At 68.3% G+C, this 13,736-nt stretch carries 16 protein-coding genes; 7 read left to right on the forward strand and 9 right to left on the reverse strand.

Annotation, left to right across the window (positions count from 1 at the left end; all coding sequences use genetic code 11):
- Nucleotides 1-99 precede the first annotated feature (99 nt).
- The 4 genes from LTA6_RS18130 to LTA6_RS18145 all read right to left on the reverse strand — a co-directional run bounded on the left by LTA6_RS18130 (nt 100) and on the right by LTA6_RS18145 (nt 3,738).
- The gene (locus LTA6_RS18130; protein WP_407358362.1) at nt 100-1,380 is read right to left on the reverse strand and encodes an APC family permease; all 1,281 of its coding nucleotides are present in this window, start codon (nt 1,378-1,380) and stop codon (nt 100-102) included.
- Nucleotides 1,381-1,491: 111 nt separating this feature from the next.
- Nucleotides 1,492-2,793, reverse strand: coding sequence for a GNAT family N-acetyltransferase (locus LTA6_RS18135; protein ID WP_341975261.1), 1,302 nt, complete (start codon nt 2,791-2,793; stop codon nt 1,492-1,494).
- Between the two features lie 40 nt (nt 2,794-2,833).
- On the reverse strand, nt 2,834-3,079 hold the full coding sequence (locus LTA6_RS18140) for a zf-HC2 domain-containing protein (RefSeq protein ID WP_341975262.1): 246 nt from the start codon (nt 3,077-3,079) through the stop codon (nt 2,834-2,836).
- Nucleotides 3,076-3,738 (reverse strand): sigma-70 family RNA polymerase sigma factor, encoded by a 663-nt coding sequence (locus LTA6_RS18145; RefSeq protein WP_341975263.1) that lies wholly within the window; start codon nt 3,736-3,738, stop codon nt 3,076-3,078. Before LTA6_RS18145 ends, LTA6_RS18140 begins: the two co-directional genes overlap by 4 nt.
- Before the next feature lie 50 nt (nt 3,739-3,788).
- Here LTA6_RS18145 and aroA point away from each other — a divergent pair, with 50 nt between their 5' ends.
- Genes aroA through bcp form a run of 3 tightly spaced genes read left to right on the forward strand, consistent with a single transcriptional unit; the run spans nt 3,789 to nt 6,664 of the window.
- Nucleotides 3,789-5,114: a 3-phosphoshikimate 1-carboxyvinyltransferase gene (gene aroA, locus LTA6_RS18150; protein WP_341975264.1), complete on the forward strand. Its 1,326-nt coding sequence runs from the start codon at nt 3,789-3,791 to the stop codon at nt 5,112-5,114.
- Complete coding sequence (gene rsgA, locus LTA6_RS18155) at nt 5,111-6,181, forward strand: ribosome small subunit-dependent GTPase A (protein WP_341975265.1); 1,071 nt, start codon at nt 5,111-5,113, stop codon at nt 6,179-6,181. The genes aroA and rsgA overlap by 4 nt, the downstream gene beginning before the upstream one ends.
- A gap of 9 nt (nt 6,182-6,190) precedes the next feature.
- Nucleotides 6,191-6,664 (forward strand): thioredoxin-dependent thiol peroxidase, encoded by a 474-nt coding sequence (gene bcp, locus LTA6_RS18160; protein ID WP_341975266.1) that lies wholly within the window; start codon nt 6,191-6,193, stop codon nt 6,662-6,664.
- Between the two features lie 4 nt (nt 6,665-6,668).
- On the opposite strand, the gene LTA6_RS18165 is transcribed toward bcp, so the two are convergent.
- The gene (locus tag LTA6_RS18165; RefSeq protein WP_341975267.1) at nt 6,669-7,055 is read right to left on the reverse strand and encodes a hypothetical protein; all 387 of its coding nucleotides are present in this window, start codon (nt 7,053-7,055) and stop codon (nt 6,669-6,671) included.
- 235 nt (nt 7,056-7,290) lie between these two features.
- Between LTA6_RS18165 and LTA6_RS18170 the strand changes: the two genes are divergently transcribed.
- Nucleotides 7,291-7,539 carry a WhiB family transcriptional regulator gene (locus LTA6_RS18170; protein ID WP_028503730.1) on the forward strand — a complete coding sequence of 83 codons (249 nt, stop codon included), beginning with the start codon at nt 7,291-7,293 and terminating at the stop codon, nt 7,537-7,539.
- Nucleotides 7,540-7,629: 90 nt separating this feature from the next.
- Here the strand turns inward: LTA6_RS18170 and LTA6_RS18175 are convergent, their stop codons facing one another.
- Entirely contained in the window at nt 7,630-9,114 is a 1,485-nt protein-coding gene (locus LTA6_RS18175) for a histidine kinase N-terminal domain-containing protein (protein ID WP_341975268.1), read from the reverse strand.
- Nucleotides 9,115-9,138: 24 nt separating this feature from the next.
- On the reverse strand, nt 9,139-9,525 hold the full coding sequence (locus tag LTA6_RS18180; RefSeq protein ID WP_341975269.1) for an Rv3235 family protein: 387 nt from the start codon (nt 9,523-9,525) through the stop codon (nt 9,139-9,141).
- 126 nt (nt 9,526-9,651) lie between these two features.
- On the opposite strand from LTA6_RS18180, the gene LTA6_RS18185 reads away from it, so the two are divergent.
- The gene (locus tag LTA6_RS18185) at nt 9,652-10,266 is read left to right on the forward strand and encodes a hypothetical protein (RefSeq protein ID WP_341975270.1); all 615 of its coding nucleotides are present in this window, start codon (nt 9,652-9,654) and stop codon (nt 10,264-10,266) included.
- On the opposite strand, the gene LTA6_RS18190 is transcribed toward LTA6_RS18185, so the two are convergent.
- On the reverse strand, nt 10,254-10,541 hold the full coding sequence (locus tag LTA6_RS18190; RefSeq protein WP_341975272.1) for a helix-turn-helix domain-containing protein: 288 nt from the start codon (nt 10,539-10,541) through the stop codon (nt 10,254-10,256). The two genes, LTA6_RS18185 and LTA6_RS18190, sit on opposite strands and share 13 nt — an antisense overlap.
- Before the next feature lie 98 nt (nt 10,542-10,639).
- Between LTA6_RS18190 and LTA6_RS18195 the strand changes: the two genes are divergently transcribed.
- Both LTA6_RS18195 and LTA6_RS18200 read left to right on the forward strand, forming a co-directional pair.
- Entirely contained in the window at nt 10,640-11,260 is a 621-nt protein-coding gene (locus LTA6_RS18195; RefSeq protein WP_341975273.1) for an SAF domain-containing protein, read from the forward strand.
- On the forward strand, nt 11,257-12,498 hold the full coding sequence (locus tag LTA6_RS18200) for a P-loop NTPase (protein WP_341975274.1): 1,242 nt from the start codon (nt 11,257-11,259) through the stop codon (nt 12,496-12,498). The genes LTA6_RS18195 and LTA6_RS18200 overlap by 4 nt, the downstream gene beginning before the upstream one ends.
- Here LTA6_RS18200 and LTA6_RS18205 read toward each other — a convergent pair.
- Complete coding sequence (locus LTA6_RS18205; protein WP_341975275.1) at nt 12,446-13,672, reverse strand: pyridoxal phosphate-dependent aminotransferase; 1,227 nt, start codon at nt 13,670-13,672, stop codon at nt 12,446-12,448. The genes LTA6_RS18200 and LTA6_RS18205 overlap by 53 nt on opposite strands.
- Between the last annotated feature and the right edge of the window lie 64 nt (nt 13,673-13,736).

Here is a 13,736-nt window from a genome sequence, read left to right on the forward strand (position 1 = left end):
CGTCTCAAGTGCTTCGTTGCTCAGTGAGAGCAGGGCGGAAGGGCATCCACCTGGAGACGAGGTTATAGGAAAGGTCTTTTTCAAAAAAGACCTTTCCAATTATTTTGTGAAGATTCTTTTCTTGGATCTCTGGGCGACGGTCACGACGACGGCCACCGCCGCGAGCACTGCCGGTACGAGGAGCGCGGATGCCGCGAGCGCGAGCAGCCCTGCGCAGAGGATGGCGGCGATCGCCGCCATCCACCAGCCTGCACTCCCCCGCTCCAGGATGCGGACGGCGGCGATCATGCCCAACGTGTAGATCGCGACCATGCTGGCCGTGTGGATGAGGATGAACGGCTGAAGATCGAGATCTCTCCCGAGCAGCAGCCCGAAGTAGACGAGACCGATCGCCCCGGTGAGCAGAAGAGCGCGACGCGGCACGGCGCCGTTCTCCGCCCCGCGTGCGAACCACCGCGGCAGGTCGCCGGTGAGCGCCAAGGATGCGCCGAGTTTCGCGAAGGCGGCGAGATACACGTTCAGGACACCGATCGCGACGATGGCGGCGACGGCGCCGATCATCACGGGAGCTGCCCCCGGCGCACCTTCTCTCGCCAGGTCGAGCAGCACGACACTCCCGCTCCCCGCTCCAGCCCCGAGCGCACCGACCGTCACCACCTGAAGGGCGAGGTAGGCCGCTCCGGAGATGACCAGGGTCACCGTGGTGGCGATCGGGATGACCCGGCGGGGATGCGCGAACTCACCGGAGATGTGCGTGCCGACCTCCCATCCCGCGAAGGCCCAGACGAACATCACGATCGCTGTGCCGACGCCGCCCCAGCCATGCGGGAGGAAAGGGGCGAAGTTCGCCGGGTCGACGGCCGGAGCGGCGACGGCGGCCACGGTCACGACGACGCCGAGCAGGAGCGCCATGAGCACCAGCTGCAGCCACCCCGCCACCCTGACGCCGAACAGATTGACGCAGAACGGGATCACGTAGAACGCAAGGGCGACGAACGGCACGGCGGCGCGATCGATGCCGAGCACCGTCGAGATGTACTGCGCCCCGAGCGTCGCGACCACCGGTCCCCCGGCGGCGACGCCCAGCAGAAACCAGTAGCCGGTCGCACGGGCCGCGGTATCACCGAGCGCACGGCGCACGTAGCTCGCGACGCCGCCAGGGTCGGGATAGCGTGCTGCGAGGACGGCGAACGTTCCGGCCAGCGGGATCGCCAGCACCGTCACGACGGCGACCGACACGAGGCTCGCCGGCCCCGCCTCCCTCGCTGCGAGCCCGGGGAGCACGAGCAGACCGGTGCCGAGCACCGAAGCGAGGTACAGGGCGATGCCCTGCAGAAGACCGAGCCCGCGGGTGGAGCGGGGCGTCAACGTCGTTGCCATCCGCCCATCCTCGGGCATCGGACCCTGCTGTCCGACCACCTGCACGGACAACGATCGTCGTTTCTCGGTCAATCATCTGGGCGAGGCGCGGTGCGGCGCACCGGCCTCTACTCAGTACCAGATGTCGAGCGACGGCGACGGCAGCGCGATGAAGGCCCTGTCGAGTCGATCGATGATCTCGGCATCCGCGCGGATGAGCCCCGCGGCGTGCAGCGAAGACGCCCGCACCCCGCCCGCGTACAGCGCCGACAGCGCGGCGATGCCCATCTGGACGTCTGCCTCTTCGCCGTGCACCGCGTCGATATGGGTCCGGCCGCCGGCCTCCACACGCAGCAGCCAGTCCCCTGCGGCGAATCCCATCTCGTCGTCGATGCGGATCACGACGTCGAGAGGCGCCGAGAACGTCCGCGCGGCCAGAGCCGCCGGCACATCGAGAATGCGCAGCCAGCCGTGGTCGTGCAGGGTCTGCGTCACCCCGCGCGGGTCGGCGACCAGCCACGGGAGCGGGTCGTCGATCGGGCGGAGATCGGCGGTGACCTCATCGACCAGGTCATGCTGGAGCGCGAACCGCCAGAGCGCGGCGAGAGCCTCCGGCGTCTCGGCGACGAGCAGCCGGATGCTCAGGCTGAAGCGGAACGTGTTGCCTGTCTCGCTGACGGTGTACGCCAGGACGCCTCGAACTTCTCCCGCCTCATCGAGATAGCGGACCCCGCGGACCTTCTCGCGGTCGGAGTCCGGAGCCAGACCCGCGTGCCCTTCCCATCGCCCCGGCCACCCGGGGATCTGTCCTGCGCGCGCGGACCGGGCCCGCTCGTGCACGACTCCGAGGTCTGCGGCCAGCGCCTCCTTCTCCACGAACTCGATGCGTCCTGCGGAGGACGGACCTGCCCATCCGGCTCTCCGCGTGTCGACCGTGAAGCGGGCCACCGGGATCGCCGCGCCGAATCCGTAGCGACCGTAGATCGTCGCCTCCGAGACGGTGAGTCCCGCGACCGGGACGCCGGCCGCAGCGGCGGCGCGAAGTTCGCCCTCCAGCAGCGCTCTCGCGATTCCTCGGCGCCGATGCGTGGCGGCGACGGTGACGACACTGATCGCCCACATGTCCACCTCGGCGCCACCAGGAACAGTCAGCGGCGTCGCCCAGGAGTTGATGGTCGCGACCGGCAGGTCCTCGTCGGCAGCGCCGACGTTGTACACGCCCGTGTTGCGGCGGGCTTCGAAGGGGGCCCGACCGTGTTCCAGGGATTCCGTGGTCGGCTCGCCGCCGAGGAAGCCGCGTGACACGGCCCGCTGGAACGCCGTCGCGTGCGCCGGATCACCGAAATCGACGAGACGGTACTCGAGCCCGTTCTCAGCGAGTCGGGCGGCGGAGGTCTGGTCGGCGGGGATCTCCCGTGCGTCGATGGAGCTCATGCGACCCACCCTATCCAGAGGGGCGGACGCCGCACTCGACTCAGTGCTGCGACGCCTGTACCTCGCGCAGACGCGCGAAGACCTGGTCGCGCAGCTCCTCCGGAGCGCTCTCCTTGCAGGCGCGGGCGATCACCTCGGTCAGCGTGGTGGCGACGAGTGCCTCATCCCGGCAGGAAGGGCAGCTCTCCAGATGCTCGCGGATCTCGGTGTGCTCGGTCTTGCACACCTCGTTGCGGAGGTACTCCTCCAGATCCTGACGCGCTTTCGCGCAGCCGCAGTCGCTCATCTCTTGCTCCTCGTGTCTGCCGCGGCGATGCCCCGCTCTGCGGCGTAGTCGGCCAGCAGCTCCCGCAGCATCCGTCTGCCCCTGTGCAGACGACTCATCACGGTGCCGATGGGCGTCTTCATGATGTCGGCGATCTCCTGGTAGGCGAACCCCTCGACGTCGGCGAGGTACACCGCGAGACGGAAGTCCTCCGGTACCGCTTGCAACGCGTCCTTGACGACGGATGCCGGCATCCGGTCGATCGCCTCCGCCTCAGCCGAACGGCTGTGCGAAGCCGTGGTCGACTCCGCCCCGCCCATCTGCCAGTCCTCGAGCTCGTCGATCGTGCCCTGATACGGCTCGCGCTGCTTCTTGCGATAGATGTTGATGTACGTGTTGGTCAGGATGCGGTAGAGCCAGGCCTTCAGGTTCGTCCCCTGCGTGAACGTCGCCCAGGACCCGAACGCCTTCACGAACGTCTCCTGTACGAGGTCGGCCGCATCGGCCGGATTGCGCGTCATACGCATCGCCGCGGCGTAGAGCTGATCCATAAACGGGATCGCCTGCTCCTCGAATTCACGCCGTGCGTCGCCGATCGTGTCTGCAGTAGCCGTGTCATCCATCACCGGCCAGTCTAGGCCGCTGATGTCCGCCGTCTCACGCTCAAGCGTGGCGAGCATGGGTGTCTCCTTCTCGGCGAGTGGGGCGCCGTTCACTAAGGTGGAAACCGATGAGCGCCAACAGGTATTCCCCTCCCCTCGTCCAGGGTGCCTACACGGCGCCGACGACCTCCGACGCCGTGCACGCCACGTTGACGATTCCGGGGTCGAAATCGCTGACGAACCGCGAACTCATCATCGCTGCCATCGCCGACGGCCCAGGGCGTCTGATCGCACCGCTGCACTCCGACGATTCCCGACGGATGGTCGACGCGCTGCGGGCCCTCGGCGTCGGCATCGAGGAGGAGCACGCAGGCAGCGAGTTCGGCCCCGATCTCATCGTGACGCCGGCGAAGCTGCAAGGCGGCGCGACGGTGGACTGCGGCCAGGCGGGCACCGTGATGCGTTTCATCGCCCCCCTCGCCGGTCTCGCTGCGAAAGATGTGCACCTCACCGCCCACGAGACGGCGCTGCATCGCCCCATGGGCGGGCTGATCCACGCACTCCGCGACCTCGGCGTCGACATCGACGACGAAGGCACCTGGTCGCTTCCGTTCACGATCCGCGGACACGGCCGCATCCGCGGCGGCCGGATCGAGATCGACGCCTCCGCATCCAGCCAGTTCGTGTCCGGGCTCCTGCTCGCGGCCCCGCGCTTCGACGTGGGTCTGCACCTCGTGCACACCGGCTCGCATCTGCCGAGCCTCCCGCACATCGACATGACGATCGAGGCGCTCAGCCGCCGAGGCATCCGCATCGAACGACCCGCCGCCGGCGAATGGCTCGTCGAGGCGGGGGTGCCCCGGGCGAAAGAGATCCCGATCGAGCCCGATCTCTCCAACGCGGCGCCCTTCCTCGCTGCCGCACTCATCACGGGCGGCGCCGTCTCCGTCACCGGGTGGCCGGCGCACTCCACGCAGCCCGGAGCCCTGCTGCCGGAGATCCTGCAGGCCATGGGTGCGCACGTCAGCCGGCACGGCGGCACCCTCACGGTGCGCGCCGGAACCGGCATCCGCGGCCTCGATCTCGACCTCTCCGCAGCCAGCGAACTCACCCCGACACTCGTGGGCCTTGCAGCGTTCGCCGAGACCCCGACGACCATCCGCGGCATCGGCCACATCCGCATGCACGAGACCGACCGCATCGCCGCACTCATCGGCAACATCCACGCGCTCGGTGGCGAAGCGGAAGAACTCGCCGACGGACTGCGCATCATCCCGCGGCCGCTGCACGGCGGCGGCTGGGCCGCTCACCACGACCACCGGATGGCCACCACCGGAGCCCTCATCGGCCTGCGGGTCCCCGGCGTGGAGATCGATGACATCGGCACCACCGCGAAGACGCTGCCCGAGTTCACCATGCTCTGGGAGCGGATGCTGCGAGGCAGCGCCGGATGAGCTGGCTCGACGGCGCCGACGACCTCGAGGACGACTTCGAGGACTACGACGAGAGCAGTTTCCGGACAAGGCCCAACCCCAAGGCCAACCGTCCCCGCACCAAGCGCCGCCCCGCCCATGACGACGCCGTCATCGGACGCGTCCTCGGCGTCGACCGCGGCCGCTACTCGGTGCTCATCGATGAGAACGGCCCAGACGAGCGCGCCGTGACGGCGACCAGGGCGCGCGAACTCCGACGCATGCCGATCGTGACCGGGGATCAGGGCCGGATCGTCGGCGACACCTCAGGCGCTGAGGGAACGCTCTGCCGAATCGTCGGCATCGTCGATCGCACCTCGCTGCTCCGGCGCAGCGCCGATGACACCGACCAGGTGGAGCGCGTCATCGTCGCGAACGCCGACCAGATGCTCGTCGTGGTGGCCGCGGCCGACCCCGAGCCCAGGGCACGACTGGTCGACCGCTATCTCGTCGCGGCGCTGGATGCCGGCATCCGCCCGCTTCTCGTCGTGACCAAGACCGATCTCGCCGACCCCACCGCCTTTCTTTCGCACTTCGACGGCCTCGACCTCCGCGTGTTCACCAGCGCCCAGGAGGAGATGCCGATCGAGGAGATCGGCGCTGCACTGGTCGGACACTCCACGGTGTTCGTCGGGCACTCCGGCGTCGGCAAGTCCACGCTCGTCAATGCGCTGGTACCGACGGCGCTCCGCGCGACCGGTCATGTCAACCAGGTCACCGGCCGCGGCCGGCACACCTCCTCGTCGACGGTCTCGCTGCGCTACCAGGGCGATGCCGGTTCGGGCTGGGTCATCGACACCCCCGGAGTGCGGTCGTTCGGCCTCGGGCATGTCGATCCGGCGAACATTCTGGCGGCCTTCACCGAGCTCTCACTGATCGCCGAGGACTGCCCTCGGGGCTGCACGCACCTGGCCGATGCGCCGGACTGCGCCCTGATCGAAGCAGCGGAGAGCGGAGAGCTCGGCGAGACCGGGCGGGCCCGCCTGGATTCGCTGCAGCGACTGCTGCAGACCTTCTCCGACAAGGCCGACCAGGCTCCCGGCCGTTAGGCTGGACGGGTGACTCTGCGCCTGGAACCCGGTACCTCCGCCCCTGACTTCACCCTCCTCGATCAGGACGGTGCGCCCGTGCACCTCGCCAATCTGCGGGGAACGAAGACGATCCTCTACTTCTACCCGGCGGCGATGACGCCCGGCTGCACGACTCAGGCGTGCGACTTCCGCGACAGCATCTCGTCACTGCAGGGCGCGGGATATCGGGTGATCGGGATCTCCCGGGACGAGCCGTCGAAGCTCGCGGAGTTCCGCGCACGCGACGGCCTGACCTTCACGCTGCTCAGCGACCCCGACCATGCCGTCCACGACGCCTACGGCGTGTGGGGCGAGAAGATGAACTACGGCAAGGTGATCGAGGGCGTCATCCGTTCCACGTTCGTCCTCGACGAGGACGGAACGATCTCGCTCGCGCTTTACAACGTCAAGGCGACCGGACACGTCGCGCGCATCCGGAAACTGCTCGGCATCGACGCCTGAGCTCTCACTCCGACGAGAGCTGCTCCGCCTCACGGCGGGCGCTGGCGATCAGCAGCACGAACCCGATGAGGCCGGGGAAACCGACAGCCGCGGTGAAGATCCACGGGATCGGCTGCAATGTGAGCGAGGCCAGCGCGAGCGCGACGGCCAGCACCTGGAACACGACGCCTCCGGAGCGCGCCCATGAGCGGCCGGTGCGGGTGCCGATGGCGAAGGAAACGAGTGCGACGGCGCCGATCAGGGTGAGCACGATGAGCGCGACGGCCGTGGGCAACGACGCCGCAGCTCCCGCGCCGAGTCCGGCGATCTCGATGGCGGCGAAGACGACGAGCGCTGCCCCCTCCGCAGCCAGCACGGCGGCTGCGGCAAGAGCCAGTCCGGGTGCGCGCACGACATCTCCTGATGAATCCGATGAGAGCGCAGAAAACCCTTGCTCTTGTTAACTTTATGTTACAGAATAGACAAAGTCATGTGCTCCCACAGCGGCGTGGGGCGGGCGCTTCAGCCCGCAACACAAACGCAGGCATCCGCCTGCATCACGTCAGGGTAGCGGAACCCGAAACCGATACCCGAATCCGAGCCATCGCGTCTGCGATCGCTCTAGAAATCCACACCGAGGAGCCCCCATGGATTGGCGCGACAAGGCCGCCTGCCTGACTGTCGACCCCGAGCTGTTCTTCCCCGTCGGGAACACCGGCCCAGCGGTCGACCAGATCGAGAAGGCGAAGACGGTCTGCGCCACCTGCACGGTGACCGAGATCTGCCTGCAGTACGCGCTCGAGTCCAGCCAGGACTCCGGTGTCTGGGGCGGCCTCTCCGAAGACGAGCGCCGCGCCCTCAAGCGTCGCGCAGCACGCGCACGCCGCGCCTCCTGATCGCTCCCCGCACGAGGTTTCGACTCGTGCCTCGCTCGACCTGAGTCGCAGACGGGGCAGGTTCGCTTCGCGAACGAGCCCCGTCTCGACTCACTTCGTCAGCCAGCGCAGCGGGATGTCGATGATCACGTCGGTGCCTTCGCCCTCACGGCCGTGCCACTCGATCGTTCCGCTGAGCTCACCCTGGATGAGCGTGCGGATGATCTGCGTGCCGAGCCCCTGGCCGATGCGCCCCTCAGGCAGGCCCCGCCCGGTGTCGCTCACGGTCACACGGAGGTTCTCCTCGGTGCGCACCGCATCGACGGTGACCAGACCCTCCTGACCCGCGAGGCCGTGCTCGACCGCGTTGGTCACCACCTCGGTCAGGGCGAGCGCAAGCGGCGTCGCGTATTCGCTCGGCAGCACGCCGAAGCGACCCGTCGACCGCACCATGGCGCGGGTGTTCGGAGCCGAGGCGACCTCGGCGACGAGCTTCAGCGCGCGCTGGAAGACCTCGTCGAAATCGACCTTCTGAGTGAGCCCCTGCGCCAGGGTGTCGTGTACGACCGCGATGGCGTCCACGCGCCGCATCGCCTGGGTGAGCGCGTCGCGCGCTTCCTCCGAGTGCGTGCGCCGGGCCTGGATTCGCAGCAGCGACGCGACGGTCTGCAGATTGTTCTTCACCCGATGGTGGATCTCGCGGATCGTGGCGTCCTTGGTGATGAGCTCCTGCTCCTGGTGGCGCAGTTCTGAGACGTCGCGGCACAGCAGGATCGCGCCGATCCGGTTGCCATGGTCCTTCAGCGGGATGGCTCGGAGCGAAACGGTGACGCCGCGCGCCTCGATGTCCGTGCGCCACGGAGCACGGCCGGTGACGACGACCGGGAGCGACTCGTCCACCTGCCGCGACGGCGGCACCAGCCGAGTGGTCACTTCGGCGAGGGACTCCCCTTCGAGCTCGTCGTCGAAGCCCATCCGGTTGAAGGCGGAGAGCGCGTTGGGACTGGCGAACGTGGTGATGCCGTCGACATCGATCCTGATCAGCCCGTCGGATGCCCGTGGCGCGCCGCGACGCGGGGATGTGGGGGCAGCGAGGTCGGGGAAGCTGCCGTCGGCGATCATGCGGAAGAGGTCGTTCGCACATTCCTCGAACGTGATCTGCTGCCGGGAGGGCGTGCGCGCCTCACCGAGGTTCGTGTGCCGCGTCACCACTCCGATGACCGTGGCCGCACCATCCTCCTTGCGCCGCTGACGGACGATCGGCACTGCCCTGACCCTCGTCGGCGTCTCCTCGAACCAGTCCGGCGACGAGGAGTCGACGATCTCCGCCGAATCGAACGCGCCCTGCACCTGGGTCCGCCACTGGGGGCGGACGCGCTCTCCGACGATGTCCCGGTAGAACAGGGTCGCTGCGCCGCTGGGCCGCGCGTGCGCGACGGCGACGAAGGAACCGTCATCTGTCTGGATCCAGACGACGATGTCAGCGGACGCGAGATCCGCGAGCAGTTGGCCGTCACCGGCGAGGCGGTGAAGCCACTCCACGTCGCTGTCGGTCAGGAGGCCCTGGGCCTGGGCGAGATCGCTGAGGGTTGACACCTCCCCAGCATAGATTCAGTCAGCTCAGAGAATCGCCAGCGACGTCGCCCGCCAGCGTCGATCCATGCCCTCCAGCCGAATCGCGACCGCGCGAGTACGACCGGGGCCTGCGACGATCACCACGGATTCGACCACATCGTCTCGCGGTGCCGCGCACCGGATGGACAGGATCTCGAATGACGGCCGTGCGGGCGCGACACCGCGGGCACTGCGCGCCCTGGCTGACAGATTCGACCTGGTCACCAGGCTCCGGAACGCCTCCTCGCTGAACCATCTCGCGAGCTGGTCGACCTCGCGGACGCCTGCGAGAACCTCGAGCACGCCCTGCGTGAGGCTCCGGAGGAGCGGCGCAGGATCCGGCAGCTCGGATGCCGAGGTGGGCTGGGGTGCGAAGTACTCATGCAAGGTCATCAGAGGCACTCTCGTTCTGGGAAACTGCGTGAAAGTACAGCACGGCGAGGATCGCCCTGACGCTCCGCGAACGACAATTGTGGATAACTCGTATACCGATCCGGGCAGTCGCCTACGCTCGGTCGAGTGCACTGGGATCGCCTGTTCGAAGACCTCGAAGGTCAACTCGCCTCGGAGTGGGAAGCCGAGCGTGCCGCGCTCGATGCGGAATCCGAACGGCTGCGGATCTCACGGCTCGAACTGCGCAGCAGACTCCGGATGCTGTGCGCCGTGGAAGCGCGGACGACCCTCGACCTCGCGGGTGGACAGCGCCTGCCGGTCCGTCTGCGTGCTCTCGGCGCCGACTGGCTCGCTACCGAACCGTCGTCCGGCGGAGAAACGGCTGCGCCCCTGTCGATATCCATCGTCCCGCTGCACGCGATCAGCGGGATGAGCATGGATCACGGAATGCTGCTGACCAGTCTCGACTCGCAGGTCGCCGCCGAACCCGCCCTGCGGGAGCGGATGACTTTCGGATTCCTGCTCCGCGACTTCGCGCGCCGACGGGTACCGGTGCGCATCGCACTCCGCGACGGTGGCGAGGTGCACGGGACCATCGACCGTGCCGGCGCCGACCATCTCGACCTGGCCATGCACGATGCCGGAGACGTCCGGCGCGCCGACGCCGTACGCGGGTTCCGGATCGTCCCGTTCAGCGCGCTGCTCTGGCTGCGAGCCAGTGGTGAGGCTCAGCTGCCCTGAGCAGGACCACGCGTCGACGTTCCCCATACCTCGGGGAAGCTCGCCTCGTTCGCCTGACGCCACAGCGCCATTCGCCTGGCCTCCTCCGACTGCGCCGCGAGATACTCCGAGAGACTCGACTCCTCGACCCGCCAGCGCGCAGGCGACCCGAGCTGCGAACCGCGCAGCCGCCCATCGAGAACGAGCGCGATCACCTCGTCCACCTCGATGCTCAGCAACTCCGCCACCTGGGCAGGCGCGAGGAAGCGCGGAGCGGATGCGGGCATATCAGGCATGTCTCCATTCTCCCCTGCGCCGCACGCGTACGTCCCACCCGAGAGCCGCCTGTGGATAACTCGAACGGCAGTCAGCCGATTTCTGTGACCATGGCTCCATGACGACGCAGACTCGACCGCGACGCGCCTTCCTGGGCGACGTCCGCTTCCTCATCGGCATCGTGCTGGTGGCACTCTCCATCGTCGGCGTGTGGTTGATCGTCTCCTCTGCAGGACACACCACTCCGGTACTGCAGGCGAGCCGCACGATCGTGGCTGGCGAGGCGCTCATCTCGGGAGACTTCCAGGTCGTCGAGGTGAACCTCGGTGCCATCGACGGCGCCTATCTCGCCCCACAGGATCTGGAGCCGGGCCAAGTGGCCGCGCGTACCCTCACGGAGGGCGAGCTCGTCCCGTCAGCGGCTGCTGCGGATGCCGAGAGCAGTCGCACCACCACGATCGTCGTGGAGAGCAGCACCGGAATCCCCGAAGACGTCGCCCCCGGGACGGTCGTCGAGCTGTGGCATGCTCCTCCCCTCGATGACGACCGCTCCTACGATGCGCCGAGAATCCTCCTCACGGATGCGGTGGTGGCTGCGATCGTGAAGACCGATGGCATGCTGGCGGGGTCGAACGCCGGAGTCGAGGTGGTCATCGATCGCTCCGATGTGGCCGACGTCCTCGCCGCGATCACCGGCGGCTCCGTGCTGTCACTGGTTCCGGTCGGCGTCGGATCATGAGTGGCGTCGTCATCGCCATCCCCGAGCCGCGGGCAAGCGCCCTCGCGCAGGAGCTCGAGCTCGAGGGGGTGCATGTCATCGCGATCCTTCCCCCTGACACCGCGATCGCGTTCCGCCTCGCCGACGCCGATACGCTGCTCGCGCCGGCCACCCGTGCCGTCCTCACCCCCGATCTCATCGCCGCGTGCGACCGCTCCGGCGTCCGGATCGTCCCGCTCGGCGACGGCGACAGCCGGCTGCTCGGACGGTACGGATTGACCGCGGCGCTGCCTGCGGATGCCCCGGGTTGGGAGGTGGCGGCCGCCCTCGCCGTGGAGACCCCCGTCGCGGTACGGCCGGTCTCCTCCGCGTCCTCCCACCGAATCCTCGCGGTCTGGGGACCGCACGGCGCGCCTGGCCGATCCACCCTCGCCATCCAGCTCGGCGTCGAACTCGCCCGCACCGGTCGCCGCACCGCCCTCATCGACGCCGACACTGTCGCGCCGTCCCTGGCGCTCCTCCTCGGACTCAGCGACGACGCACCCGGCGTCGCGGCCGCGTGCCGCCGCGCCGAACTCGGCGGACTCGACTCGAGCGAGCTGACCAGGCTGGCGACCACGCTGGAGACGAGTGCCGGCCCCATCGAGGTGCTCGGCGGGATCAATCGCCCGAGCCGATGGCCGGAGCTGTCCGCTGCCCGCCTGCGCAGCACCCTCCAGGCGTGCCGCGAGTGGGCGCAGGAGACCGTCGTCGACATCGCAGGCACTCTCGACGCCGACGACGAGGCGACGTTCGATCTCACCGGGCCGCGACGACATGCCGCGACGACCACGACCCTCCGCGAAGCCGACACCGTCGTCGCGGTCACGACGGCCGATCCGCTCGGCATCAGTCGCTTCCTCCGCGATCACGCCGAACTCCGCGATCTCATCGGTCCGGTTCCGATCACGGTCGTCGCCAATCAGGTGCGTCCCGGGCCTCTCGGCATCGATGCCCGCGGTCAGGTCCGACGCACCCTCGAAAGGTTCGCCGGAATCACCGAGGTGACTTTCCTGCCCTACGACCGGCGTGCCGTCGACGCCGCGCTGCTGCACGCCAGACCGATGAGCGATGTCACGCCACGATCCGCGCTGGTCGCGGCCGTGCGCCGGCTCGCGGCGACGCTCTCACCGTCGCCGGGCACGCCGGCACCGGAACCGGTGACTGCTACTGGCGGTAGCTGGCGAGGAAGTTTCCGAGTCGCTCGATCGCCTCGCTGAGCACCCGCGCCTCCGGCAACGTCACGATCCGAAGATGATCGGGAGTCGGCCAGTTGAAGCCGGTCCCCTGCACGAGCAGGATGCGCTCCGAGACGAGCAGGTCGTAGACGAGCTTCGCGTCGTCCCTGATCTCATGCACGTTGGGATCGAGCCGGGGGAACGCGTAGAGGGCGCCCTCCGGCTTCACGCAGGAGACGCCGGGAATCGATTCGAGGCCCTCCCACGCGATGTCGCGCTGTTCGTGCAGGCGGCCGGTCGGCGCGATCAGCGCATCGATGGACTGGACACCCGAGAGCGCAGCCTGCAGGGCGTGCTGCGACGGCACGTTCGGGCAGAGCCGCGTCGACGCGAGCAGCGTGATCCCCTCGATGAAACCCTTGGCGTGCGCCTGCGGTCCCGTGATGACCAGCCAGCCCGAACGATACCCGGCGACCCGATAGGTCTTGGACAACCCGTTGAAGGTCAGGCAGAGCAGATCGGGAGCGAGTGTCGCCGTCGAGATGTGCACCGCGTCATCGAAGACGATGCGGTCGTAGATCTCATCGGAAAGCAGCAGCAGCTGGTGCTCTCTGGCGATCTGCACCAAGCCTTCGAGAACGGCCCGGGAGTACACGACACCGGTGGGGTTGTTCGGATTGATGATGACGAGCGCTTTGGTCCGCGGCGTGATCTTGGAGCGGATGTCCTCGAGATCAGGCTGCCAGTCATTCTCCTCGTCGCACAGATAGTGCACCGGAGTACCACCGGCGAGACTGGTCATCGCCGTCCACAGCGGGTAGTCCGGGGCCGGGATGAGCACCTCGTCGCCCTCATCCAACAGGGCCTGCATGGTCATCGTGATGAGTTCCGAGACGCCGTTCCCGAGATAGACGTCGTCCGGGTCGAAGCGCGGGAAGTCCGGGATCTCCTCATAGCGGCTGACCACGGCGCGGCGCGCCGAGATGATGCCCTTGCTGTCGCTGTAGCCGTGCGCGGTCGGCAGCGCCGCCAACATGTCGTGCACGATCTGGTGCGGAGCGTCGAACCCGAAGATCGCCGGATTGCCCGTGTTCAGCTTGAGGATCTGGTGCCCCTCGGCCTCGAGCCGCGCCGCCTCGACGAGCGTGTTCCCACGGATCTCGTACAGGACATTCTTGAGCTTCGACGACTGGTCGAAGTTGCGCGATGGGGTCATCGACCAAGCCTACAGGGACGCGAAGAGGGGCCGATCCGGATGGATCGGCCCCTCTTCGACGGCA

Origin of the sequence: Microbacterium sp. LTA6, from assembly GCF_045690355.1 — a bacterium.
Classification (GTDB): Bacteria; Actinomycetota; Actinomycetes; order Actinomycetales; family Microbacteriaceae; genus Microbacterium.